This window comes from Rhizobium sp. PDO1-076 (genome assembly GCF_000247475.1).
In the GTDB taxonomy this organism is placed as follows: domain Bacteria; phylum Pseudomonadota; class Alphaproteobacteria; order Rhizobiales; family Rhizobiaceae; genus Allorhizobium.
Map to the genome: position 1 here is coordinate 1 of NZ_AHZC01000277.1, position 22,403 is coordinate 22,403.

The following is a 22,403-nucleotide window of genomic DNA, read 5'->3' on the forward strand; positions in this document are numbered from 1 at the left end:
CAGCGTGACATTGAACGGAAGGGGCGGCCAGAGCCGCGGCCAGAGCCAGACCGACATGGCCGGCGCCATAGAGATGGATCTCGGGCCGGAGCTCTCGTGCCGCTTCCTCGCGCGCGAGCAGGTCGGCACGCGCCTGTGCGTCGAGGCTGGTCAGGGCAAGGACGACACGGCCGCCGCAGCACTGGCCGATCTCCGGGCCGAGCGGTATGTCGAGCGTTGCCGATGCTTCACCGGCCGCCAGCATGGCGCGCGCCTTGTCGATGGCGAGAAATTCCAGATGCCCGCCGCCGATCGTGGCGTATACGGCAGCCGGGGCGACCAGCATATAGGCGCCAGCCTCGCGCGGGGTCGAGCCCTTGGCATCGGTGACCTTGACGAACACGAGGGCGGGATGGGTGGAGAGGAAGTGATCCACGGACATGCACCTCAACCGCCTGCCGGCACCTTCTCCCCGCTTACGGGGAGAAGGGCGAGTGCCGTAACGGTTCCATTCCCTTGCCCCGCTTGCGGGGAGAGGGGCAGGATGAGTGGCAAAAGCAGCGCCCTCATCTCCCCCTCAACCGTTCCACCGCCATCAGCACCCGTTCCGGCGTGGCTGGGGCATCCAGCCTTGGGCAGAGCTTGTAATCGGCGACGGAGGCGACCGCCATGGACAGGGCCTCCAGCACCGAGATCGCCAGCATGAAGGGTGGTTCGCCGACCGCCTTGGAGCGGCCGATGGTCGGCTCCGCATTGACCGACCAGTCGGCCAGCCGCGTATTGAAGATCTTCGGGCGGTCGGAGGCCAGCGGGATCTTGTAGGTCGAAGGGGCATGGGTGCGCAGCCGCCCCTTGCCGTCCCACCAGAGTTCCTCGGTCGTCAACCAGCCCATGCCCTGGACGAAGCCGCCCTCGATCTGACCGATGTCGATCGCCGGGTTGAGCGAGCGGCCGACATCGTGGAGGATGTCGGTGCGGTCCATCAGATACTCGCCCGTCAGCGTATCGATCGAGACCTCGGAGCAGGACGCGCCATAGGCATAGTAATAGAAGGGCGTGCCGCGCCCGGCGGCGCGGTCCCAGTGGATCTTCGGGGTCTTGTAGAAGCCGGCCGCCGATAGCTGGACGCGGGCGAAATAGGCTTGTCTGATGAAATCGCCGAAGGCAAATTCCTGAACGCCGACGCGTACGCGGTTCGGCAAGAACTCTACGTCAGACGCGGCGACCTGATATTTCTCCGCAGCGAAGGCGATCAGCCTTTCCTTAATCTGGCGGGCTGCATCATAGGCGGCCATGCCGTTGAGGTCAGAGCCGGAGGAGGCGGCAGTGGCTGACGTGTTCGGCACCTTGCCGGTCGTTGTCGCGGTGATCTTGACCGTGTCGACATCGACCTGGAACGCGTCGGCGACGACCTGGGCGACCTTGGTATAGAGGCCCTGGCCCATTTCGGTGCCGCCGTGGTTCAGGTGGATCGAGCCATCCTGGTAGACATGGACGAGGGCGCCGGCCTGGTTGAAGGCGGTCATGGTGAAGGAGATGCCGAACTTGACCGGGGTCAGCGCGATGCCCTTTCGGATGGCCGGGCTGGTGCGGTTGAAGGCGATGATCTCGCGGCGGCGCGCCTGATAGTCGACCGAGGTTTCCAGTTCCTCGACGATGCGCGCGACGATGTTGTCCTCGACCACCTGATGATAGGGCGTGACATCACGGCCAGAGCCATTCTCGCCGTAGAAATTGGCTTTGCGCACATCGAGCGGGTCCTTGCCCAGCGCATAGGCGATTTCCTCGATCACTCGTTCCGCACCGAGCATGCCCTGCGGGCCGCCGAAGCCGCGATAGGCGGTGTTGGAGACGGTGTGGGTTTTCAGCGGCTGCGAGGTCAGCTTCACATGCGGATAGAAATAGCTGGAATCGGCGTGAAACAGGGCGCGATCGGTGACCGGACCGGAAAGGTCGGAGGAATAGCCGCAGCGCGCGGCGAAATTCGCCTCGATGGCGTGGATCTTCCCTTCATCGTTAAAGGCGACGTCGAAATCCATCTTGAAGTCGTGGCGCTTGCCGGTGACGCCCATGTCCTCGTCCCGGTCAGGACGGAATTTGACCGCGCGCTTGAGCTTCTTGGCCGCGAGTGCCGCGAGCGCTGCGAACTGGTTGCCCTGGGTTTCCTTGCCGCCGAAGCCGCCGCCCATGCGCCGTGTATTCACGGTGATGGCGTTGGAGGGGATATCCAGAACATGGCCGACTATATGCTGGATTTCGGACGGATGCTGGGTCGAGGACCAGATGGCGACTTCGTCGTCCTCGCCGGGAATGGCAAGGGCGATATGGCTTTCGAGATAGAAATGCTCCTGGCCGCCGATGCGCATGGAGCTTTTCAGCCGGTGCTCGGCCTTGTCCAGTTCCGTTTCCGGCGTGCCGCGCTTCAGTGTCATGCCGGGGGTGACGAGGGCGGCGCCGTTTTCCAGCGCGCCGTCGATATCGGTCCAGAAGGGCAGGTCGCGATATTCGACCTTGGCCAGACGCGCTGCCTTGCGGGCGGCGTCCCGGGTTTCGGCAATGACGGCGAAGATCGTCTGGCCGTGGAACTCAATCCGGTCGGTTGCGATCAGAGGCTCGTCATGGCGACCGCCGGACGAGACATCGTTGACGCCGGTGATGTCGTCCGCGGTGAGCACGCAGATGACGCCGGGATGGGCTTTGACGGCCGACAGGTCGATCGACAGGATGTCTGCATGGGCGCGGTCCGCCATGCCGAGCGCGCCATGCAGCAGACCTGCGGGTTCGGGAATATCGTCGATATATTCGGCACTTCCGGCGACATGCTTGTGCGCAGAATCATGCCGGAGCGACTGGTGCATCGGCCCCTTGATGTATTTATTGGTTTCGTAGGTCGCCTTATCCATGAAGGCCTCCGTCTTGTGCTGCGGTGCGGGCGTTACCCCCTCTGTCCTGCCGGACATCTCCCCCACAAGGGGGGAGATCGGGATGGGGATGCGACGCGGCCTCACCCTCCCCTCAAGGGGAGGGTCGGAGCTCCGCTCCGGGATGGGGTGCCGTGTGAGAGACGAGACCCGAGCTGATGCGCCGAACTCGCGGCCAAGGTCACCCCCACCCGCCGCTTCGCGGCGACCTCCCCCCTCAAGGGGGAGGTGGGGAGCGCGGGGCCAGCGGCCGATCTCCCCCCTTGTGGGGGAGATGTCGGCGGAGCCGACAGAGGGGGGTATGCCCAGTTCATTGCGCTCCCCATCACGCCTCCTCCGCCGTAAATCGCTGCAGTTCCTGCGGCGTGCCCGACACTTCGAGGTAAAACCGCGTCAACAGGTTCTTTGCCGTCAGCTGGCGATATTCCGCCGTGGCGCGCCAGTCGGTGAGCGGCTGGTAGTCGTGGTCGAAGGCGTCGCGGGCTGCGTCTACCGAGCTTTGCGTGAAGGGCCTGCCATAGAGCGCGGCTTCGACCGAACGGGCCCGTTTCGGAGTGCCGGCCATGCCGCCGAAGGCGATGCGGATATGGGTGACGACGCCACTCGCATCGGTTTCGAGGTGGAAGGCGCCGCACAGCGCCGAGATGTCCTCGTCACGGCGTTTGGAGATCTTGTAGATGGCAAGGACGCTCTCGGTCTTCGGCCGAGGCACGAAGAGGCGTTCGACGAACTCGCCCGGCTGGCGGTCCTGCTTGCCGTAGTCGATGAAGAAATCTTCGAGCGGCAGGGTGCGGATGCCCGTTGCCGAGCGCAGGGTGACGGTCGCACCAAGGGCGATCAGCACGGGCGGCGTGTCGCCGATCGGCGAGCCGTTGGCGACATTGCCGCCGATCGTGCCCATGTTGCGCACCTGCTGGCCGCCGATGCGGGTAATCAGCCTGGCGAATGCCGGGATCTCCTGCCGCAGCGCCTCGAAAGCGGCGCTGTAGCTGACGCCGGCGCCGAGCGTGATGCCTTCCGGCGTGACGATGATGTCCTGCAATTCGTCCAGGTGGTTAATAAACACGACCGGATCAAGCACGCGCATCTGCTTGGTGACCCAGAGACCGACATCGGTGGCACCGGCAACGATCGTGGCCTTCGGACTAGCGGCCATGGTGGTGGCGAGCGCTTCGACGCTGCCGGGAACGATCAGGCTGCGGCCATCACCTTCGAGCAGGATCGTCTCGCGGGTCGTCAGCTCTTCGAGGCGGGCGATGATATTGGCGCGCTCGCGTTCGAGCGGATCGAAAAGGGCCGACGGGCGCATGCGGGCCACGAGTTCGGCCGCCTTGACGATCGGTTCATAGCCGGTGCAGCGACAGAGATTGCCTTGCAGGGCGCGCTCGATCTCAGCCCGGCCAGGGTTTTCACTCGCCAGCCATAAGCCGTAGAGCGACATGACGAAGCCGGGAGTGCAGAAGCCGCATTGCGAGCCGTGACAGTCGACCATGGCCTGCTGCACGGGATGCAGCGTCCCGTCCTTGGCCGCCAGGTGCTCGACCGTCACCACATGGGTGGCGTTGAGCGAGCCGACGAAGCGGATGCAGGCATTGACCGTTTCATAAGCGAGCCGGCCCGAGACGAGGCGGCCGACCAGCACCGTGCAGGCTCCGCAGTCGCCCTCGGCACAGCCTTCCTTGGATCCGGTCAGCCGACGCCTCAGGCGCAGGAAATCCAGCAGCGTCTCGGTCGGGTCGAGGCTGGAAAGGGCGATGTCCTCGCCGTTCAGGATGAAACGAATGCTGTCTGCCATGTATAGATCGTGTCCCCCTTGATGTCCGGCCGCCGGACCGCGGCTGCGTCGCCCATTGTTTCGATGGTGGGCGGCGCAGCGCAATCTTTCAAGTCTATTGTGCTGTCCAGCCACCATCAATCGAGATCGAGGTGCCGGTCACCTGGGCGGCCGCGTCGCTGGCGAGATAGAGCGCGAGGGCTGCGACCTGGTCCACTTCGACAAATTCCTTGGTCGCCTGGAGGTGCAGCATGACGTCGTTCTTTACCTGGTCTTCCGATATGCCGCGCGCCTTGGCGGTGTCGGGGATCTGCTTTTCGACCAGCGGCGTCAGCACATAGCCGGGGCAGATCGCGTTGACGGTGATGCCGTCGCGGGCGGTTTCCAGCGCCACCGTCTTGGTCAGGCCGAGAATACCGTGCTTGGCAGTCACATAGGCCGACTTGAAGGGCGAGGCGACGAGGCCGTGGGCGGAGGCGATGTTGATGATACGGCCCTTCTTCCTCGCCTTCATGCCGGGGATGGCGGCGCGAATCGTGTGAAAGGCGCTCGACATGTTGATGGCGATGATCAGGTCCCATTTCTCGATCGGGAATTCCTCGACCGGGGCGACATGCTGAATGCCGGCATTGTTGACGAGTACGTCCACCGAGCCGAATTCGCGCTCGGCCGTGGCGATCAGGTCAGCAATTTCAGCGGCTTTCGACATGTCTGCGCCGTGATAGAGCGCCTTGCCGCCGGCAATTTCCAGCGATTGTCGGATCTTCTCGATTTCGGCTGCATCACCAAAGCCATTGATCACCACATTGGCTCCATCGGCCGCGAAGGCACGGGCGATGCCCAGGCCGATGCCGCTGGTGGAGCCGGTTACGACGACTGTTCTTTTCATCAGATTGATTCCTTTTCGACGGATGCCGATGGATGACGGGCGTTATGTTGCGCCCGCGAAGACAAAGGTTAGTCCCAAAGGAAGTTCCCACGCAACGACGTTTTGCCGCAGCCCGGCAAGGGCCGGGTCGCCGCGTACCGGAAATGCGACACAGTGTTCGACGTGGGCCTCTTTGCCGCCGCATCGAAAAATCCTATGTCAGACCGAAGCAAACGTCACCGGAGCATCATCGTGGAACTTGGCCTTTATACATTTGCAGACGTCGATCCGAATGCGGCCAACAAGGGTGCCGAGGCCAAGCGTCGCGTGGATGAATTGCTGGAGGAGATCAAGCTGGCCGATGAGGTCGGCCTCGACGTTTTCGGGCTCGGCGAGCATCACCGCCCGGACTACATGGCGTCGTCTCCGGCAACGATCCTGGCGGCCGCGGCCGTGCAGACAAAGAATATCCGTCTTTCGAGTGCTGTCACCGTGCTGAGCTCGGATGATCCGGTGCGCGTTTTCCAGCAATTCGCCACCGTCGATCTCTTGTCGAACGGCCGCGTCGAGATGATGGCGGGCCGCGGTTCGTTCATCGAGAGCTTCCCGCTGTTCGGCTATGAACTCGAGGACTACGACCTGCTGTTTGCCGAAAAGCTGCAATTGCTGATGGAGATCCGCGAGAACGAAGTGGTCACCTGGGAAGGCGAGACCCGCAAGCCGATCAAGGGGCGGGGCGTCTATCCGCGGCCGTTGCAGGATCCGCTGCCGTTGTGGATCGCGATCGGCGGCACGCCGCAGTCGGCGGCGCGCGCCGGCTATCTCGGCCTGCCGCTGGCGCTCGCCATCATCGGCGGTGAGCCGCATCGTTTTGCGCCACTCTTCGACCTCTATCGCCAGAGTGCCGCCAAGGCGGGCGTCGATGCCGCCACGCTGAAGACCAGTATCAACGTGCATGGCTTCATCCACGACACGACCGAAACGGCCGCCGATATCTTCTATGCGCCACAGGCCGAGGTGATGAACCGCATCGGCCGCGAGCGTGGCTGGGGGCCGACGAACCGGGCGCAGTTCGATGCCTCACGCGGACCGACAGGGGCGCTTTTCGTCGGCGATCCTGAAAGCGTGGCCGAAAAGATCGTTGCTCAGCACGCGATCTTCAAAAACGACAGGTTCCTGCTGCAGATGGCGATTGGGCCGATGCCGCACAAGGATATCATGCGCGGCATCGAGCTCTACGGCACAAAAGTTGCGCCGCTGGTGCGTCAGGCGTTGACGTCGAAGGCTTCGGCTGCGTAAGCAGCCGAAACTCAAGATTTGCGCGCCACTGTGGCTGAAAGACCAAGATGATCGTCCAAAGCGATGAAGACCTGAACCATCTCAAGGACATCGGCAAGCTTTGCGCCGTCGCTATGAAGACGATGGCGGCTGCCCTCGAGCCGGGGATCACCACGCGCGAACTGGACCTGATCGGGCGAAAGATCCTTGAAGAGAATGGCGCGCGTTCGGCGCCCGAGCTTTGCTACGAATTTCCGGGCGCGACTTGCATCAGCGTCAACGAGGAAGTGGCCCACGGAATTCCGGGTGACCGGGTGATCAAGGCGGGCGATCTGGTCAATATCGACGTGTCGGCCGAGAAGAACGGCTTCTTCGGCGATACCGGCTCGTCCTTCATCGTGCCGCCGGGCGTGGCGAAGATCGAACGTCTGTTGCGCGATGGCAAGCGGGCGCTCTGGGTCGGGCTCAATCAGGTCAAGACCGGCCAGCCGATGGCCAATATCGGCAATGCAATCGGGGCCTTTGCCAAGAAGAACCGCTACACGCTGATCCAGAATCTGGCCAGCCACGGTGTCGGTCGCTCGCTGCATGAAGAACCGAAGGAACTTTCGACCTGGCCTGATCCTGACGAGACACGGATCATGGAAGAGGGGCTGGTGTTTACCATCGAGCCCTTCCTGTCGCTCGGTGGCATTTGGGCCGAGGACGGCGAGAAGGACAACTGGACGCTGTTCAGCGAGCCAAGTGCTCCGACGGTGCAGTTCGAGCATACGATCGTGGTGACCCGCAACGGACCGCTGGTGCTGACGCTGGCGGATTGACCGATCCGCCGGCGGTTCGCCCGCCGGCGCGGTTCGTCAGTCTCAGGCCGAGAAGCTGATCGATATGCCCTTCTTGCGGAAGAAGGACTGCATGATCTTGCGGCCCTGGCGGTTGGACTGTGCAAGCTTTGCCGGTTCGAAGACGGCTTCCTTGACACCCTCCCTTGCCATGGCGGCCTTGAGTGCGGCGACGTGGATATCCAGGTCTTCGTTGTCTTTGTTGATCGACACGTAGATGTTGTCGATGGCCTGTTGCAGGGTCAGGTCGCTCATGGTGGTGCTCCTTGGCTATTTGCCTCTCCACTAGCGAATTCTGTCGCAAGAGCAAGCCGGTGTTTGTGAAGCTTGTGTTTGCTGACGCCTCCGCGGGTTGGTTCCCGCATTCAGATCTGTGAAGGATGGCATCAGCAATACTCGTTTGTCGCTCACTTTGTGCGATGCGATAAGCGGCACCATGAAGGATATCCACCCGAAAGACGTCAATCTCGCCAAGACAGCTATCGCCGGTGCACTGGCCATGGCCGCTGCCATGGGCTTCGGACGTTTCGTCTTCACGCCCATCCTGCCGAGCATGATCAGCGGCCTGCCGCTGTCTTCTTCGGATGCAGGGATGATCGCTGCCGGTAATTTCGTCGGTTATCTGGTCGGTGCGGTGCTCGCCGCCTATGGTTGGGCGTCCGGGCGGGAGCGGGCAATCGGCCTTGCCGCCCTGGTTGCGAGCTCAATGCTGCTCGTCGCCATGGGCCTGAGCAGCGATGTTCTGGTCTTTATCCTCATCCGGTTCGCGGCCGGCGTTGCCAGCGCCTTTTCGATGATCTTCATTTCGTCGATCGTGCTGGCGCATGCCGCGGCACGCGGCAGCGAACCTGCCCAGGCTCTGCATTTCGGCGGTGTGGGATTTGGCATCGCACTCTCTTCACTCGTCGTCTTTGTCGCCTCAAGGCTCAACGAGCAGGGATCGGCGCCCTGGCGGATCGACTGGCTTTATAGCGCCGGCGTGACGCTGGTGCTTCTCGCGCTTGTTTGGTGGCTGCTCCCGCACACGCCCTCGCGCGCAGGCGGGCCTGTTGCCGAGCCGCCGCTTGTCTGGCGACGGCCGCTGGTCCTGCTCACTCTTTCCTATGGGCTTTTCGGCTTTGGCTATGTGGTCACGGCGACCTTCATCGTCACCATGGCGCGCATGTCCAATGCCGGGCCGTTCATCGAGTTTCTTACCTGGTTCGTGACGGGGATTGCCGCGGCTGCCTCGCTCTTTCTGTGGCGGCCGGTGATGGCGCGGATCGGCCTGTTTTCTGCCTATGGCGCGGCCCTGCTGATCCAGTCGTTGGGGGTTGCGGCAACCGTTGCCCTGCCTGTGTCCGTGGCGCCGCTGGTGGGTGGCTTGCTGCTCGGCCTGACATTCATGACCGTCACCGCCTATGGCCTGCGGCTGGGGCGGGTGCTGGCACCCGACAGCCCGCGCCGGGCGCTGGCGCTGATGACCGCTGCTTTCGGGATCGGCCAGATCATTGGTCCGATCGTTGCTGGCACATTGGCAGAGCGCAGCGGCAGCTTTGCCGCGCCGACGCTGCTGGCGGCGGCCGTGCTGGCCGTGTCGCTGCTGCTGGTGCTCCCGCTGGTTCTTCGGCGCGCTGAAAAATGAAGGTTTGGTAACTGTGAACAGTTGCGGGTAATTCCGCCACATTTAGGCGATGGCATTGCTGGCGTTGAGGTTCTGCCCTAGGTTCGGCCGACCTCCAAGACCGTCCCGACACCTCACGAAAGCAGCCTTCCGTGTTTCAATCCTTCTTCCCGAAGCCCAAACTGTTCTTCTCATCCTTCGTTGTCTGGACCCTTCTTTCTGTTCTCGTCTGGTATTTCTTCGGCGAGCAGATGGGCACAGCCATTGGCCTCCCGCCTCCGCCGGCCGATGCCGAGCCGATCATCAACCTCACCTTCTTCCTGACCAATTCCTACTTGTGGTTCTATATCTACGCCGCAGTCTGGTCACTCGCCTTTGGCCTATTCTGGCGATTCTACGCCAAGGATCATCCGTGGCGGTTCTGGTCGATCTGGGGCACGATGTTCATCATCTTCACCACCTATTTCGACGTGCAGGTCTCGGTCCTGCTGAACAACTGGCGCCGGCCCTTCGGCGATCTGCTGCAGAACGCGCTGCAGGGCAAGCCGGGGATCACGACCGGAGACTTCTACAGCCTGATGATCACGTTCTGGAGCATCGCCTTCCTGAACGTCTTCGTCTTTGTCATCGTCCGCTTCTTCGTCAGCCACTACATCTTCCGCTGGCGCACCGCGATGAACGAATATTACATGTCGAAGTGGCAGAAGCTGCGCCATATCGAAGGCGCGTCTCAGCGTGTCCAGGAAGATACGATGCGCTTTGCCTCGACCTTCGAGGGGCTCGGCGTCAGCCTGATCGATGCGGTCATGAACCTCATCGCCTTCCTGCCGATCCTCTTCGTCCTGTCCAGCTATGTCACCGAATTGCCGATCATCGGTGCCGTGCCGCACAGCCTGTTCTGGCTTGCACTGATCTGGTCGGTGTTCGGAACCGCACTTCTGGCGCTTGTCGGCATCAAGCTTCCGGGCCTGGAATTCCGCAACCAGCGGGTCGAGGCGGCCTACCGCAAGGAACTCGTCTATGGCGAGGACAATGCCAACCGGGCGCAGCCGCTGACCATCGCGGAACTGTTCTCCAATGTCCGGAAAAACTATTTCCGGCTCTATTTCCACTACACGTATTTCAACCTGGCGCGTTCCTTCTACGGTCAGGCCGACGCGCTGTTTCTGATCTTTATGCTGGTGCCGACCATCGTCGCCGTGAAGATCACCTATGGTATCTATCAGCAGATCGCCACGGCCTTCGGGCAGGTGTCGAACTCGTTCCAGTATCTGGTCAATGTCTGGCCGACGATTGTCGAGCTATTGTCGATTCACAAGCGTCTGCGCGCTTTCGAAGCGGCGATCGACAACGAGCCGTTGCCGGAGATCGACCAGCGCTATCTGGAGCGTGAAGCCGATGAAGGCGAGATGGGGGCGAACCGTCCCTGATCGGGGGCGGTCGTCAGACACGCAATCTGCGTTTCAGAATGACGAAGTGGCCGGTTCCCGGCCACTTTGCTTTTGCAGCAGGTCGAGCGCTTCGGAATAGGTGACGCAGGCAACGTCCGGCTTGTGGCAGACCTCGCCGACCAGCCGTTCCATCGCGGCCCAGTAGGCGCCGCCATTCATCTCGACGAAATGCAGGCCGATCTGCAGGGGGATGCGGTCTCCCTCATACTGCTTGTCGAAAGCCGCGCGGAAGGCGTCGTAGCTGCGGGCTTCGAATTCGGCGGCCTTTCTCGGATGATCGATGCCGGCGGAGTGGCGGATGAAAAGGTTGTAGTCCATCGCAACGATGCGGCGCTGCCTGGGGCCCTCCGGGATCAGCGGCAAGCCAAAGCGTGTCACGGATCCTTCCAGAGTGGGCAGAAGCGGATCGTGGGTGACGGGGCTTGCGTCATAGCGGAAGCCATGTTCGCGCTCGGCCTCGTAGAGACTTTTGGGCGCCGACAGGTAAGGTGCGCGGAAGCCGACGATACCCTTTGCGACAAATTCCGCCCATGCGGCCGGTTCGCGATCGGCCACGCCGTTGTCCTTCCAGGCATTGGCGAGTACACGGTCGAATGTTGCCATCTCGCTCAGCCAGTCCTGTCTGGACCAGTCCTTGCCGTCGAAATGACCGCAGGTATGGCTGGCGATCTCGTGGCCTTCCAGATGGGCGTTCCAGACATTGTCCAGCCGCGCCGTGACATCGGCGACAGTGGGTGCAAAGCCGATATTCGATCGGCCGGCCTTCTTGCCCGGCCCCTGGTAAGTGCCGGCGCGCTCGCGCGGGATCAGCGTCGTGCAGGAGAGAAAGTAGGTGAAGCGGGCATTGGAGCGCTTGGCGATAGCGCGGCTGCGTTGCCAGAGCCGGTTGTCATGGGCGCCGTCGAAGGAGATCAGCAGCAATTGCTTCGGCCTTTGCACGTCCACTGAGGCAGTTGGCGTGCCGCCCGTTGTCACGCCCGGTGCTGCGCCGATTGTCGCAGGGCCCTGCGGCTCGGCGGCGGCGCTGGACGCGGTAAGCGCAAGGGAAATGGCGAAAATCGAACGCAACATGCTTTGGCCTGACAAAAATCAAAGCAGGCGTCCTTTCATCCAAATGCGGCGAAGCTTTGAACGCACTGGAATTTCACCGCCCGGACCAGTATGGCTTTGCCGTTCTCAATCGAAAGGTTCTTGCAGATGACGCTCCTGATTCTCGGTATCATCCTGTTCATTGGCGTGCACATGATCCGCGTCGTCGTTCCGGGCTTTCGCCAGGCGATGATTGCGAAACTGGGCCGCGGCGGATGGGGTGGGCTGCATTCGGTCATGAGCATCGGGTCGCTGGCCGTGCTGGTCTGGGGATATGCGGCGGCACCGATCGTCAATCTGTGGTTCCCGCCGATGGGCATGAACCATCTGACCGTCACGCTGATGCTGTTTGCCTCGATCTGTCTGGTTGCCGGCCTGCTGCCGGCCGGTCACATCGCCATGAAGACCAAGCATCCGGTGGTGCTGGCGGTGAAGATCTGGGCGCTGGCGCATCTGCTGTCGAACGGCGACCTTCGCTCGGTCCTGCTGTTTGTCGCGTTTCTCGCCTGGGGCGTCGTGTTGCGGATCAACTACAAGCGCCGCCTTCGCGCCGGCGAGATCACGCCGCAGGCCTTCGTCTCGACCCGGTTCGACGCCTATGCCGTGGTCGGCGGCATCGCGCTTTGGGCGCTGATCACCTTCTGGCTGCACGAGATCTTGATCGGTGTTGCACCGCTTGCCATGTGAGCCGTTAGCCTTTTGGCGGTTTTCCCCTTACAAGCGGGCAAAAATCGGTTAGAAGGCCGCTCACGCAGTGAAATGCATGGAAAGGCCGGCAGTGTCCGGGAATGAGTATGGTTGACAACAACGACAGCTTTATCCGCGAAGTGAACGAGGAGCTGCGCTCCGATCAGGTGCGCAATGCCTGGAAGCGCTACAGCCGGCTCATTATCGCCGCCGCGGTCCTGATCGTTGTCGGTACGGCCGGGCACCGGCTGTGGAACCATTGGCATTCAACCCAGGCGTCGGATGCCGGCGACAAGTTCCTGGCGGCCCTCAGCCTTGCGGACCAGGGCAAGAATGATGAGGCGGAAGCTGCCTTGAAGGCGCTCGAGCAGGACGGCTACGGCGCTTACGGCGTGCTGTCGCGATTCCGTGCCGCAACGGTTCTCGGCCAGAAGGGCGATCTGCCTGCGGCCGTTGCCTCGTTCCAGGCAATCAGCCAGGATACGGCGGTTCCGGAAATCATTCGCAACACGGCGAAGATCCGCGCAGCCTGGCTGCTGGTCGATGCCGGGACCTATGAGCAGGTGTCCGCCGAAGTCGAAGCCATGGCAACTCCGACCAATGCCATGCGTCATGCTGCGCGCGAAGCGCTTGGTCTTGCCGCCTACAAGGCAGGCGACATGACCCGGGCCCGCGAATGGTTCGAACAGATCACCGAGGATTCCGAGGCGCCGCGCAATGTTGCGAACCGCGCCCAGATGCTTCTCGACAACATCACGGCTTCCGGCAAGGCGCCGTAAGCCAGCTTGGGCGCCTGCGCCCGGAAGGACGAAGTTTCATGAGTTTCACCGTCGCCATCGTCGGGCGCCCAAATGTCGGCAAGTCGACGCTGTTCAACCGTCTGGTTGGCAAGAAGCTGGCGCTTGTCGATGACACGCCAGGGGTCACCCGCGACCGGCGTCCGGGCGATGCCAAGCTCGTGGACCTGCGTTTCACCATCATCGACACCGCCGGTCTGGAAGAGACTGGCCCGGACACGCTCGAAGGCCGCATGCGCGCCCAGACCGAACTGGCGATCGACGACGCGGACCTGACGCTGTTCGTGGTCGATGCCAAATTCGGCCTGACACCGCTCGACAAGACATTCGGCGAATTGCTGCGCCGGCGCGGCAAGCCGGTGGTGCTGGTCGCCAACAAGTCGGAAGCCAAGGGTTCCGATGGCGGCTTCTACGATGCCTACACGCTCGGTCTTGGCGAACCGGTTCCGATTTCGGCCGAACATGGCCAGGGCATGATCGATCTGCGCGATGCCATCGTCGAGGCGATCGGCGAGGATGTGGCCTTCCCGGAAGAGATCGATGAGCCGGAAACCGACGTTGACCTGCGTGGTGAAGAGGATTTCGACGACGACTACGAGCCGGAATATGACGACAGCAAGCCGCTGCGTGTGGCCATTATCGGCCGCCCGAATGCCGGTAAGTCGACGCTGATCAATCGTTTCCTCGGCGAAGACCGTCTGTTGACGGGACCGGAAGCCGGCATCACCCGCGACAGCATTTCGGTCGAGTGGGACTGGCGCGGCCGGATGATCAAGATGTTCGACACGGCAGGGATGCGCAAGAAGGCGCGCGTCCAGGAGAAGCTTGAAAAGCTCTCGGTTGCCGATGCGCTGCGCTCGATCCGCTTTGCCGAAACGGTTGTCATCGTGTTCGATTCGACCATTCCGTTCGAGAAACAGGACCTGCAACTGGTGGATCTGGTGATCCGCGAAGGCCGTGCTGCGGTTCTGGCATTCAACAAATGGGACCTGGTCGAGGATCCGCAGGCGGTTCTGGCCGAATTGCGCGAGAAGACCGACCGTCTGCTGGCGCAGGCGCGTGGCATTCGTGCTGTTCCGATCTCCGGCCAGACAGGCTACGGCCTCGACAAGCTGATGCAGGCGGTGATCGATACCGACCGCGTGTGGAACCGTCGTATCTCGACCGCCAAGCTCAACCGCTGGCTCGATACGCAGCAGATCCAGCATCCGCCACCGGCGGTATCCGGCCGTCGCCTGAAGCTGAAATACATGACGCAGATCAAGGCTCGTCCGCCGGCGTTCATGATTTCCTGCACGCGGCCGGAAGCGGTTCCGGAAAGCTATATCCGCTACCTGACCAATGGTCTGCGCAATGATTTCGAGATGCCGGGCGTCCCGATCCGCATCCATTTCAAGGCGAGCGACAACCCGTTCGAAAATCGCAAGCGGAAGCGCTAACAGCGCTTGCTAAACTGCATCGGCATCGGCAGATCTTGTGCTGAGCCGCTGCCGCAGGCCGCGTTTGCGCCTTTGGGTCCTGGCTTCCACGACATTGTCGAAGAACTGTTCCGTGGCCGCTTGCCAGGAATAGGTTTCAGCGAGCGCCCGCGCGGCCTCGGGTGAACCCTGCAAGGCGCTGAGGCAAGCGACCTGCAGGTCCTTGTCCAACGCTCCAGCGGTCGAGCCTTGGGGAATGATGTCGACAGGACCAGTCACCGGATAGGCAGCGACCGGAACGCCGGATGCCAGCGCTTCGAGGATTGTGTTGCCGAAGGTATCCGTTCTGGAGGGGAAGACGAAGACGTCAGCCTCGGCATAGGCCTCCGCCAGATCTTCGCCATGTTTGACGCCGGTGAAATGCACATCCGGATACCGGGCCTGCAATTCGGCGCGGGCAGGGCCATCGCCGACCACCACTTTCGAGCCCGGCAGATCGAGATCGAGGAAGGCGGAGAGGTTCTTTTCCACCGCGACACGGCCGACCGTCATGAAGATCGGGCGCGGCAGGCCGAATGGCTTTTCGCTTTTCGGGCGCGGGTGGAAATTCTCGGTATCGATACCACGGCTCCACAGGCAGAGGTTCTTCACACCGAGGCCCGAAAGTTCCTGGCGCAGGCTCTCTGTTGCCACCATGCAGGCGCCGCTGCGATTGTGGAACCAGCGCACATAGGCATAGAGCCACGATGCGCGAACCGGCAGGCGGGCCGCGACATATTCGGGAAAGCGGGTGTGGTAACTGGTGGAAAACGGCTGCTTGTTACGGATACACCAATGCCGGGCCATCAAACCGAGCGGGCCTTCGGTGGCGATATGCACATAGTCGGGCTGTTGGCTCTTGATCATCCGGCCCACCTGGCCGGGCATGGCAAGCGATAGACGGATTTCCGGATAGGTCGGCATGGGTATGCTGGAGAACGGCTCCGGCGTGATCATGGAAACCGTGACACCCATCCTGGCGAGTTCGCGATTGGTGTTTTCGATCGAGCGCACCACGCCGTTGACCTGCGGGTGCCAGGCATCGGTGACGATGGTCAGTCTCGGCATGGCGGATCGCGTTTTCCGGAATCGCATCACGGGCTTGGAGCGATTCCTGCAAGTTTTTCCTGCAAACGATATGGCGGTGGAACATTACAGCTTGATGTCAGTCTTCATGTGACACCTCAATTGCCACTCGCGCAGGCGCTGTGCTGACCTATAGTACATGGACCGTGTCCCGCCGCTGATTCCCGCCAAAAGGATTTCTCGATGACCAAGAGCACCACCAAGACTGCCGCCACCGCAAAGACGACAGACTGGTGGCGCGGGGCGGTGATCTATCAGGTCTATCCGCGCTCCTTCCAGGATACCAACGGCGACGGCATAGGCGATATCAAGGGCATTACAGACCGGTTGCCCTATATCGCATCGCTCGGTGTGGACGCGATCTGGCTATCGCCTTTCTTCACCTCGCCGATGGCCGACATGGGGTATGACGTGTCCGACTACTGCGATGTCGATCCGATGTTCGGGACATTGGCCGATTTCGACGCGATGATGAACGAAGCGCATCGGCTGGGGCTGAAGGTGATGATCGACCAGGTGATTTCGCACACGTCAGACCAGCATCCGTGGTTCAAGGAAAGCCGGGCGAGTCGCGACAATCCGAAAGCGGACTGGTATGTCTGGGCTGCGGCAAAGCCGGACGGCACGGCGCCGAACAACTGGCTTTCTGTTTTCGGTGGACCGGCCTGGGAATGGGATGGCGTGCGCAAGCAGTATTTCATGCACAACTTCCTCGGTTCGCAGCCCGACCTCAATTTCCACAACAAGGAAGTCCAGCAGGCGTTGCTGGAAACGGTGAAGTTCTGGCTGGACCGCGGCGTCGACGGTTTCCGGCTCGACACCGTGAACTACTATTTCCACGACAAGGAGTTGCGCGATAACCCGCCGCATGCGCCCGACAGCGAGGATGCCGGCCTCGATGCGCCCGATGTCAATCCTTATGGCATGCAGAGCCATCTCTACGACAAGACGCAGCCGGAGAATATCGAGTTCCTCAAGCGCTTCCGGGCGCTTCTCGACCAGTATGAGGGGCGAACGACGGTTGGCGAAGTCGGGGACGGCGCGCGGTCGCTGAAGACCGTGGCCGCCTATACGGCTGGCGGCGACAAGCTGCATATGTGCTACACATTCGACCTGCTCGGTCCGGATTTCACCCCGTCGCATATCCGCCATTGCGTGCAGTCGTTCCAGAACCAGGTGGCCGACGGCTGGGTCTGCTGGGCGTTTTCAAACCATGATGTGCACCGGCATGTCAGCCGCTTCATGCAGAATGCCGACGAGCGGACCGCGGTCGCCAAACTTGCGATCAGCGTGCTGTCGACGTTGCGCGGTTCTGTCTGCCTCTATCAGGGTGAAGAACTGGGACTGCCGGAAGCCGAACTGCAATTCGAGGATCTGCGCGACCCCTATGGCATCCGCTTCTGGCCGGCGTTCAAGGGACGCGACGGATGCCGCACGCCGATGGTTTGGGACAAGACCAGGAAGCAGGCCGGCTTCACCTCCGGCAAGCCTTGGTTGCCTGTATCCGCAGAGCATCAGGCGCTCTCGGTGAGTGCACAGGAGAATGATGCCGACTCGGTGCTGTCGCACTATCGGGCGGTGCTCGCCTTTCGCAAATCCCATGCCGCTCTTGCCGATGGCGACATGCATTTCCTTGCCACCAACGAGGATGTGCTGGCCTTTACCCGTCAAAAGGGCGACGAGCGGCTGCTGTTCGTCTTCAATCTGCGCCGCGGCCCGCAGGAGATTTCGCTGCCGGAGCATTTGAGCGTCAAACAGGTTCTGCCGCTTCCGGGCATGCAGGGGGATGTCAAGGACGGCTCAGTGATGCTCGGCGCATTGGATGGCTTCTGCGCCAAGATTTGAGTTTCGGATCTGGGGTCAGGCCTCGGCGAGTTGGTCGGGCTGGCTTTTCAACCGGTTGACGTCGGCGAGCGGCGGCGCGCCGAACTGCCGGCGGTATTCCCGGCTGAACTGTGACGGACTGTCATAACCGACTCTTCGGCCGGCGGTTGCTGCATCCATCGCTTCGGTCAGGATCAGCCTGCGTCCTTCCTGCAGCCGCAACTGTTTCTGGTATTGCAGCGGGCTCATGTTGGTCATGGCGCGGAAATGTTCGTGGAGCGACGAACTGCTCATCCGGGCTTCCATCGCCAGGGCCTCGATCGAGAAGGGCCTGTGAAAGTTGTTGCGGATCCAGTTGATCGCGCGATTGACGTTCTGTAGCCGGTGGTTCGGGGTCAGCATCTGGTGCAGCAGGCCCGCGTGTTCACCACGCAGCAGCAGGTAGAGAAGCTCGCGCTCTACAAGAGGCGCGAGAAACGGAATGTCCTGCGGTCGGTCTAGCAGGCCTACGAGGCGGACCGCTGTATCGTGCAAGGCTGCCGGGGTTTCGGCCACGCCCAGCGGCTTGCAGGATGGCGTGGTCTGGGCGATCGGCGCATTCATTTCCAGGACCAGCGTGCCCAGCAATGAAAGGTCGAGGTCGAGCTTCATGCAGAGATAGGGCTCGTCGATGCTCGCCTCGCAGACATTGCCAATCACCGGCAGGTCGAGCGAGACGACGAGATGGTGGCCTGCGCCATATTCCAGCAGATTGTCGCAGACTTTAAGCTGCTTGCGCCCCTGCGCTATGATGCAGATCGCCGGCTTGTGCACACCATGCCACGGCTCGCTCGGCTGGCTGGCGCGGATCAGCGTCAGGCGCGGCACAGCCGTCGCCTGCAATCCTTCCTCGCTGGCGTGTCGTGCAATCATGTCACGCAATGCAGTCGACATTGTCATCTTGTCCTTACTCTGAGGTTCCGGCTTTCGGTCGCTTCCAGTGTCTAACTAGGGATTGCCGCGTTTTCTGCCAATTGGAGTATTATGCAATTCGGAGGATCGTGCAATTCTTTCGGGCGTCTGTTCTACCGCTTCCGGGATCCGGTTCCCCATATGGAACTCACCCGACGATGGCCGGCGGGGACGAGATCCCAGGAGGAAATTTCATGACTGCTCTTCAATACCTGCTGGAAAGCCCATTGCGCTGGACACTGTCGGGAACGCGACAGGTGTTTGCCTCGATCAAGAACAGCTACGCCGTGCGGCGTGATGCGGATGAGCGGAGACATGGCCTCAATGGCTGACCTGCCGCATGTCACGCCGGGGCTGGTCGTGCTGATCGCTGCACTCGCATTCCTTGCCTTTTTTGTCCTGGTGCCGGTCCGTGGCGACCGTCACCAGTTTATCGATCTTCAGGAGAACGACATGGCCAATCACCCTTACGTCGGATTGTGGGTTACCGGAGACGGTCACATTCGTCACGAACTTTTGCCGAGCGGTCGCTATATCGAGGGGCGCGGTAGCCGCGAGCGTGCCTATGAGGGGCGCTACGAGGTCCGCGGCAGCCAGATCAACTATTGGGACGACAGCGGCTTCATCGCCGATGGAGAATTCCGCAGCGACATCCTATATCACGCGGGCATGGTGCTCTACCGGCACTGATGAAAGGTGAAGCCGGGCGAGGATTACATACCCTCGTCCGGTATGTTCAAGACATGGCCGCAGGCCTTGCAATGAACCGCATCGGCATCGTGACGCTGCAGGCCGCATTCGGGGCAGGGGAACGACACCTTGTATGGGCGCACAATCGCCTGGGCGAGCCGGACGAACAGGGATATGCCGATGATCATCGTCACGATCGAGGTCAGCTTGCCCGCGGTGCCGGGCAGGGTGATATCGCCGAACCCCGTGGTCGTGACCGTTGCCACCGTGAAGTAGAGCGCATCGATGAAGCCGGAACCGGCGTCTTCGGCATAGAAGAAGAAGGTGTAGACGAATCCTGTCACCAGGAAGAGGAAGACGATCAGGTTGATAAAGGCGGTAACGACATCGACCTGTTCGCGCAGACCGAGACGGTGCAGCATCAAGGTGAAAACCGGCCGCTGGACCACGGCCCAGATGCGGGCCACGCGCAGGAAGGCGAAGTTGAACAGCCACTGCGGAAACAGCAGCGTCCCGAGCACGAAGATATCGATCCAGGTCATCGGCTTGGTGAGGAACCGGCGCGTGCTGGGTGAAGCCGACCACTGGGCGATCAGTTCGAGGGCAATCCAGACGGCGATGCCGTAGTCGAGGATCAGATAGGTCGGCCGATCGCGCAGATAGGGGCCCGCGAGAAAGAAGCCGATGATCGCTAGATCAATCACCATCAAGGCCGCCTGGAAGCGGATCGCTGCGGTGTGATGGCCGAAATAGAGGCTGGCAAGGCGCTGGCGGAGATTGGTCAGCGTTTTGGAACTCAAATCAGCGGTCATCAAGCTCTTCTTCAATAGTGATACCGACACTGGGCAATGACCACCGTCTGGTCGTCGCCATTGCCGAATACCTGATAGACTAGGCGGTGTTCCTGCGTGATGCGGCGGGACCAGAAACCCTTCAAGGTGCCTTTCAACTGCTCTGGCTTTCCTATGCCGGCAAACGGCTGGCGAAGGGTGTCGCGAATGAGATCATTGATCCGCTCAAGCGTTTTCCGATCCGTCTGTTGCCAATAGAGATAGTCCTGCCAGCCGTCACCGGTAAAGGCGAGCCGCATCATCAGGCGCCCAACAGCGTCTTTACTTCGACGTTTTGATACCGACCTTGGCCAATATCGTCGCTGGCGCGGAGGAGGCGTTCCGCATTCGCCGGTGAGGACAGTAGATGGATCGTCTCTATCAGGCTGTCGTACTCATCTTTGCCCATCAGAACGGCTGATGGTTTGTCGCGGCGTATGATTTCGATCGCGGCAGCATCTTCGTTGACCTTGTCGAGCAGGCCGGCCAGTTCGGCACGGGCCTTTGAGAAGAAGATCGTATCCATCGTTATCTCCGTACTTGTCCCGATTATGGTACAAGTCGAAGCGTTTGCCAATGTTCACCCGATCAGCATGAACTTGTCGACATCGACCATGCCCTTGTCGGAGATCTTCAGATGCGGGATGACCGGCAGCGGCAGGAAGGCGACCTGGAGGAAGGGTTCCTGCAAGGTGGTGCCCAGCGCATAGGCGGCCTTGCGCAAGTCGTGCAACGTGTCGCGGACGCTTTCATATGGTTCCAGGCTCATCAGGCCGGCGACGGGCAGCGGGATCTCGCCGGTCACCTTGCCGTCCTCCACGACGACGAAGCCGCCCTTGATTTCACCGAGCCGGTTCGCGGCGATGGCCATGTCGTCTTCCGAGACGCCGACGACGCAGATATTGTGGCTGTCATGGCCGACGGTCGAGGCGATCGCACCTTTCTTCAGGCCAAAACCCTGGACGAAGCCGTTGGCGTGGTTGCCGTTCTTGCCATGGCGCTCGATGACGGCGACCTTGATGATATCATTTGCGAGATCGACGGTCGTCTGGTTGCCGGACGAAGGAAGGCGGTAGCGGCGGTATTCGGTGATGATCTTGCCGGGAAGCACGCCCATGACCGGGGTCTCGCCTTCCGTGACCGGTACACCGAAATCAGCCGATTTGACGATGCGCGCCCTGACGCTGTCGAGGCCGACGGGCGCGACGGGCTCTCGGGTGGCAAAGAGTTCCGAGGTGACGCGCCTTCCACCGGCAAAGACGATCTCGGCCTTGCAGTTTTCCAGACTGTCGACCACGACCAGATCTGCGCGCCAGCCGGGCGCAACAAGGCCACGGTCGCGCAGCCCGAAGGCACGGGCAGCCGAAATCGAGGCGGCGCGGTAGATGGCGAGCGGATCGACGCCATGGGCGATTGCCGTGCGGATCATATAGTCGAGATGGCCTTCTTCGGCGATGTCGAGCGGGTTGCGGTCGTCAGTGCACAACGCGAGAAACGGCGACAGGCGTTCGGTGATGATCGGCATCAGCGCATGCAGATCCTTGGATACGGAGCCCTCGCGGACCAGGATATGCATGCCCTTGCGGATCTTCTCCATGGCCTCTTCGGCTGTGGTGCATTCGTGCTCGGTGCGGATGCCGGCTGCGAGATAACCGTTCAGGTCGAGCCCACGCAGCAGCGGGGCATGACCGTCAATATGGCCGCCCTGGAAGGCTTCGAGCTTGGCCATGCAGATCGGATCCTTGTGGATCACGCCGGGGAAATTCATGAATTCGGCCAGGCCGATGACCTTCTGGTGATCACGGAACGGCAGCAGCCGTTCGATCGGCAAGTCGGCGCCCGCGGTCTCCAGATGTGTCGCCGGCACGCAGGATGAGAGCTGGACGCGGATGTCCATGATCGTCTGTTCGGCACTGTCGAGAAAGAACTGGATGCCTTCGGTGCCGAGCACATTGGCAATCTCGTGCGGATCGCAGATCACGGTGGTGACGCCATAGGGCAGGACGCAGCGGTCGAATTCGTGCGGCGTCACCAGCGAGCTCTCGATATGCAGGTGGGTGTCGATGAAGCCGGGGACGACGATGCGGCCCGTGATGTCGATTTCCACGCGCCCGACATAGGTGCCACCGGTGCCGACGACGGTATCGTCGCAGATGGCGATGTCTGAAGCGACGAGTTCGCCGGTCACCAGATCGAAGAAGCGTCCGCCTTTCAGCACGATGTCGGCGGGTTCGCGGCCGACACCCTGGTCAATGCGGCGTTCGAGATTGCTCATGGGC

General features: G+C 61.7%; 22 protein-coding genes. 10 read left to right on the forward strand and 12 right to left on the reverse strand.

What is annotated here, in order from left to right; genetic code table 11:
• The 4 genes from PDO_RS14865 to PDO_RS14880 form a co-directional block, all read right to left on the reverse strand.
• On the reverse strand, positions 1-421 hold a 421-nt coding region (locus tag PDO_RS14865), incomplete at its 3' end, for an XdhC family protein (RefSeq protein WP_007603301.1).
• A gap of 124 nt (positions 422-545) precedes the next feature.
• Entirely contained in the window at positions 546-2,882 is a 2,337-nt protein-coding gene (xdhB, locus tag PDO_RS14870; RefSeq protein ID WP_037074304.1) for a xanthine dehydrogenase molybdopterin binding subunit, read from the reverse strand.
• A 343-nt stretch (positions 2,883-3,225) separates the two neighbouring features.
• A complete protein-coding gene (gene xdhA, locus PDO_RS14875; protein ID WP_007603321.1) occupies positions 3,226-4,695 on the reverse strand; it encodes a xanthine dehydrogenase small subunit in 1,470 nt (489 codons plus the stop codon).
• A gap of 94 nt (positions 4,696-4,789) precedes the next feature.
• Positions 4,790-5,563 carry a 3-hydroxybutyrate dehydrogenase gene (locus tag PDO_RS14880; protein WP_007603322.1) on the reverse strand — a complete coding sequence of 258 codons (774 nt, stop codon included), beginning with the start codon at positions 5,561-5,563 and terminating at the stop codon, positions 4,790-4,792.
• A 231-nt stretch (positions 5,564-5,794) separates the two neighbouring features.
• Between PDO_RS14880 and PDO_RS14885 the strand changes: the two genes are divergently transcribed.
• Both PDO_RS14885 and map read left to right on the forward strand, forming a co-directional pair.
• Entirely contained in the window at positions 5,795-6,841 is a 1,047-nt protein-coding gene (locus PDO_RS14885; RefSeq protein WP_007603324.1) for an LLM class flavin-dependent oxidoreductase, read from the forward strand.
• 47 nt (positions 6,842-6,888) lie between these two features.
• Positions 6,889-7,641: a type I methionyl aminopeptidase gene (gene map, locus PDO_RS14890; RefSeq protein WP_007603325.1), complete on the forward strand. Its 753-nt coding sequence runs from the start codon at positions 6,889-6,891 to the stop codon at positions 7,639-7,641.
• A gap of 42 nt (positions 7,642-7,683) precedes the next feature.
• On the opposite strand, the gene PDO_RS14895 is transcribed toward map, so the two are convergent.
• Positions 7,684-7,914: a hypothetical protein gene (locus tag PDO_RS14895; protein WP_007603327.1), complete on the reverse strand. Its 231-nt coding sequence runs from the start codon at positions 7,912-7,914 to the stop codon at positions 7,684-7,686.
• Positions 7,915-8,095: 181 nt separating this feature from the next.
• Here PDO_RS14895 and PDO_RS14900 point away from each other — a divergent pair, with 181 nt between their 5' ends.
• Positions 8,096-9,283, forward strand: coding sequence for a YbfB/YjiJ family MFS transporter (locus PDO_RS14900; RefSeq protein WP_007603329.1), 1,188 nt, complete (start codon positions 8,096-8,098; stop codon positions 9,281-9,283).
• A gap of 131 nt (positions 9,284-9,414) precedes the next feature.
• Positions 9,415-10,692: a peptide antibiotic transporter SbmA gene (sbmA, locus tag PDO_RS14905; protein ID WP_007603333.1), complete on the forward strand. Its 1,278-nt coding sequence runs from the start codon at positions 9,415-9,417 to the stop codon at positions 10,690-10,692.
• A gap of 33 nt (positions 10,693-10,725) precedes the next feature.
• On the opposite strand, the gene PDO_RS14910 is transcribed toward sbmA, so the two are convergent.
• A complete protein-coding gene (locus PDO_RS14910) occupies positions 10,726-11,784 on the reverse strand; it encodes a polysaccharide deacetylase family protein (protein ID WP_007603336.1) in 1,059 nt (352 codons plus the stop codon).
• A gap of 126 nt (positions 11,785-11,910) precedes the next feature.
• Here PDO_RS14910 and PDO_RS14915 point away from each other — a divergent pair, with 126 nt between their 5' ends.
• The 3 genes from PDO_RS14915 (at position 11,911) to der (ending at position 14,725) form a co-directional block, all read left to right on the forward strand.
• The gene (locus PDO_RS14915) at positions 11,911-12,489 is read left to right on the forward strand and encodes an NnrU family protein (protein WP_037074306.1); all 579 of its coding nucleotides are present in this window, start codon (positions 11,911-11,913) and stop codon (positions 12,487-12,489) included.
• Positions 12,490-12,596: 107 nt separating this feature from the next.
• Positions 12,597-13,268 carry a tetratricopeptide repeat protein gene (locus PDO_RS14920; RefSeq protein ID WP_007603339.1) on the forward strand — a complete coding sequence of 224 codons (672 nt, stop codon included), beginning with the start codon at positions 12,597-12,599 and terminating at the stop codon, positions 13,266-13,268.
• A gap of 38 nt (positions 13,269-13,306) precedes the next feature.
• A complete protein-coding gene (der, locus tag PDO_RS14925; RefSeq protein WP_007603341.1) occupies positions 13,307-14,725 on the forward strand; it encodes a ribosome biogenesis GTPase Der in 1,419 nt (472 codons plus the stop codon).
• A gap of 9 nt (positions 14,726-14,734) precedes the next feature.
• Here the strand turns inward: der and PDO_RS14930 are convergent, their stop codons facing one another.
• Positions 14,735-15,811: a glycosyltransferase family 4 protein gene (locus tag PDO_RS14930; protein ID WP_007603343.1), complete on the reverse strand. Its 1,077-nt coding sequence runs from the start codon at positions 15,809-15,811 to the stop codon at positions 14,735-14,737.
• A gap of 201 nt (positions 15,812-16,012) precedes the next feature.
• Between PDO_RS14930 and bglA the strand changes: the two genes are divergently transcribed.
• Positions 16,013-17,674 carry a beta-galactosidase BglA gene (gene bglA, locus PDO_RS14935; protein ID WP_007603344.1) on the forward strand — a complete coding sequence of 554 codons (1,662 nt, stop codon included), beginning with the start codon at positions 16,013-16,015 and terminating at the stop codon, positions 17,672-17,674.
• A gap of 15 nt (positions 17,675-17,689) precedes the next feature.
• Here the strand turns inward: bglA and PDO_RS14940 are convergent, their stop codons facing one another.
• Positions 17,690-18,586, reverse strand: coding sequence for an AraC family transcriptional regulator (locus PDO_RS14940; protein ID WP_007603345.1), 897 nt, complete (start codon positions 18,584-18,586; stop codon positions 17,690-17,692).
• Positions 18,587-18,798: 212 nt separating this feature from the next.
• Between PDO_RS14940 and PDO_RS28390 the strand changes: the two genes are divergently transcribed.
• Complete coding sequence (locus PDO_RS28390; RefSeq protein ID WP_007603346.1) at positions 18,799-18,936, forward strand: hypothetical protein; 138 nt, start codon at positions 18,799-18,801, stop codon at positions 18,934-18,936.
• Positions 18,929-19,294: an Atu4866 domain-containing protein gene (locus tag PDO_RS14945; protein ID WP_007603347.1), complete on the forward strand. Its 366-nt coding sequence runs from the start codon at positions 18,929-18,931 to the stop codon at positions 19,292-19,294. Before PDO_RS28390 ends, PDO_RS14945 begins: the two co-directional genes overlap by 8 nt.
• A 23-nt stretch (positions 19,295-19,317) precedes the next feature.
• On the opposite strand, the gene PDO_RS14950 is transcribed toward PDO_RS14945, so the two are convergent.
• Genes PDO_RS14950 through ade form a run of 4 tightly spaced genes read right to left on the reverse strand, consistent with a single transcriptional unit; the run spans position 19,318 to position 22,399 of the window.
• Positions 19,318-20,106, reverse strand: coding sequence for a potassium channel family protein (locus tag PDO_RS14950; protein ID WP_007603348.1), 789 nt, complete (start codon positions 20,104-20,106; stop codon positions 19,318-19,320).
• Positions 20,107-20,117: 11 nt separating this feature from the next.
• Positions 20,118-20,384: a Txe/YoeB family addiction module toxin gene (locus PDO_RS14955; RefSeq protein WP_037074307.1), complete on the reverse strand. Its 267-nt coding sequence runs from the start codon at positions 20,382-20,384 to the stop codon at positions 20,118-20,120.
• A 2-nt stretch (positions 20,385-20,386) separates the two neighbouring features.
• Positions 20,387-20,650 (reverse strand): type II toxin-antitoxin system Phd/YefM family antitoxin, encoded by a 264-nt coding sequence (locus tag PDO_RS14960; RefSeq protein WP_007603350.1) that lies wholly within the window; start codon positions 20,648-20,650, stop codon positions 20,387-20,389.
• A 54-nt stretch (positions 20,651-20,704) separates the two neighbouring features.
• Positions 20,705-22,399, reverse strand: coding sequence for an adenine deaminase (gene ade / locus PDO_RS14965; protein WP_007603355.1), 1,695 nt, complete (start codon positions 22,397-22,399; stop codon positions 20,705-20,707).
• Between the last annotated feature and the right edge of the window lie 4 nt (positions 22,400-22,403).

Coding starts and splice junctions, on each gene's coding strand:
- PDO_RS14910 (WP_007603336.1), bottom strand. CDS start 11,784: ATGTTGCGTTCGATTTTCGCCATTTCCCTTGCGCTTACCGCGTCCAGC.
- PDO_RS14955 (WP_037074307.1), bottom strand. CDS start 20,384: ATGCGGCTCGCCTTTACCGGTGACGGCTGGCAGGACTATCTCTATTGG.
- PDO_RS14900 (WP_007603329.1), top strand. CDS start 8,096: ATGAAGGATATCCACCCGAAAGACGTCAATCTCGCCAAGACAGCTATC.
- PDO_RS14940 (WP_007603345.1), bottom strand. CDS start 18,586: ATGTCGACTGCATTGCGTGACATGATTGCACGACACGCCAGCGAGGAA.
- PDO_RS14945 (WP_007603347.1), top strand. CDS start 18,929: ATGGCTGACCTGCCGCATGTCACGCCGGGGCTGGTCGTGCTGATCGCT.
- PDO_RS14880 (WP_007603322.1), bottom strand. CDS start 5,563: ATGAAAAGAACAGTCGTCGTAACCGGCTCCACCAGCGGCATCGGCCTG.
- xdhB (WP_037074304.1), bottom strand. CDS start 2,882: ATGGATAAGGCGACCTACGAAACCAATAAATACATCAAGGGGCCGATG.
- xdhA (WP_007603321.1), bottom strand. CDS start 4,695: ATGGCAGACAGCATTCGTTTCATCCTGAACGGCGAGGACATCGCCCTT.
- ade (WP_007603355.1), bottom strand. CDS start 22,399: ATGAGCAATCTCGAACGCCGCATTGACCAGGGTGTCGGCCGCGAACCC.
- map (WP_007603325.1), top strand. CDS start 6,889: ATGATCGTCCAAAGCGATGAAGACCTGAACCATCTCAAGGACATCGGC.
- PDO_RS28390 (WP_007603346.1), top strand. CDS start 18,799: ATGACTGCTCTTCAATACCTGCTGGAAAGCCCATTGCGCTGGACACTG.
- PDO_RS14915 (WP_037074306.1), top strand. CDS start 11,911: ATGACGCTCCTGATTCTCGGTATCATCCTGTTCATTGGCGTGCACATG.
- PDO_RS14960 (WP_007603350.1), bottom strand. CDS start 20,650: ATGGATACGATCTTCTTCTCAAAGGCCCGTGCCGAACTGGCCGGCCTG.
- PDO_RS14895 (WP_007603327.1), bottom strand. CDS start 7,914: ATGAGCGACCTGACCCTGCAACAGGCCATCGACAACATCTACGTGTCG.
- der (WP_007603341.1), top strand. CDS start 13,307: ATGAGTTTCACCGTCGCCATCGTCGGGCGCCCAAATGTCGGCAAGTCG.
- PDO_RS14920 (WP_007603339.1), top strand. CDS start 12,597: ATGGTTGACAACAACGACAGCTTTATCCGCGAAGTGAACGAGGAGCTG.
- PDO_RS14930 (WP_007603343.1), bottom strand. CDS start 15,811: ATGCCGAGACTGACCATCGTCACCGATGCCTGGCACCCGCAGGTCAAC.
- bglA (WP_007603344.1), top strand. CDS start 16,013: ATGACCAAGAGCACCACCAAGACTGCCGCCACCGCAAAGACGACAGAC.
- PDO_RS14950 (WP_007603348.1), bottom strand. CDS start 20,106: ATGACCGCTGATTTGAGTTCCAAAACGCTGACCAATCTCCGCCAGCGC.